We start from the raw sequence: 810 nt of genomic DNA, 5'->3' as shown, positions 1-810 counted from the left end.
TATGACTGAAAGAAGTAAATTTGAGTCTATCGCGGCGGCTGTGGTTATGTATTCTCTTCTGGCCTTAACTGTGGTGTTGCCTTTGTCTGGCATCGCGGTTTCTGTAGGAGAAGGGTACGGTCTGAGCCTGTTTGGTTTTGAATTAGTGAATTCTGGCAGAGAAATACACATGCTGAAAGAGCTGGGCGAGGGGATCCACGAGTTTAGTGGTGAAGCGTTGTTGCCATTCCTATTGGTTTTGCACCTTGGTGCCAGCTTTATGCATCACTTTATTAAGCAGGACGGAACGTTGCTGAGAATGTTGGGCAAAGCTTGATAAGACAAAACTTGATAAGACAAAACAAGAATGTGCTTCGAAGGTTTCTGAGCAACAAAATGGCAGATAAGTGATACCTGCCATTTTTTATATAAGCGAAAGGATGCCTAATTGTTAGATTAGGCTTCGCTTTGGATGACATCAAAATCGGTCGGCGTTCATCACTTTGGTCCACGCGGCGACAAAGTCTTCAACGAATTTTCCTGCGTTGTCATCTTGTGCATACAGTTCGGCATAGGCTCTGAGTATTGAGTTTGAGCCGAAGACAAGATCGACGCGGGTCGCTGTCCATTTTACATCTTTGGAGCGACGGCTGCGGATTTCGTAAAGGTTTTCGCCAACGGGTTCCCACGTGTAGTTCATGTCGGTTAGGTTAACGAAAAAATCGTTGGTAAGTTGGCCGACTCGGTCTGTGAACACACCGTGTTTGCTACCGCCATGATTTGTGCCAAGAACGCGCATCCCTCCGACGAGCACCGTCATTTCAGCGGCAG

Annotated in this window: 1 protein-coding gene and 1 pseudogene; one reads left to right on the top strand and one right to left on the bottom strand. The window is 46.8% G+C overall.

Translation table 11 applies throughout. From position 1 onward, the window contains the following. Positions 1-316: cytochrome b (locus R7Z50_RS26415; protein WP_318149602.1), on the top strand; the 316-nt coding region annotated here is incomplete at its 5' end. A gap of 141 nt (positions 317-457) precedes the next feature. On the opposite strand, the pseudogene R7Z50_RS26410 reads toward R7Z50_RS26415, so the two are convergent. After that, positions 458-810, bottom strand: a pseudogene (locus R7Z50_RS26410) (peroxidase family protein); the annotation flags it as partial.

The sequence above is a fragment of the Vibrio sp. 1249-1 genome, assembly GCF_033340495.1.
Note: the sequence above shows the minus strand (reverse complement) of the source record. Positions and strands in the feature narration are given on the sequence as shown.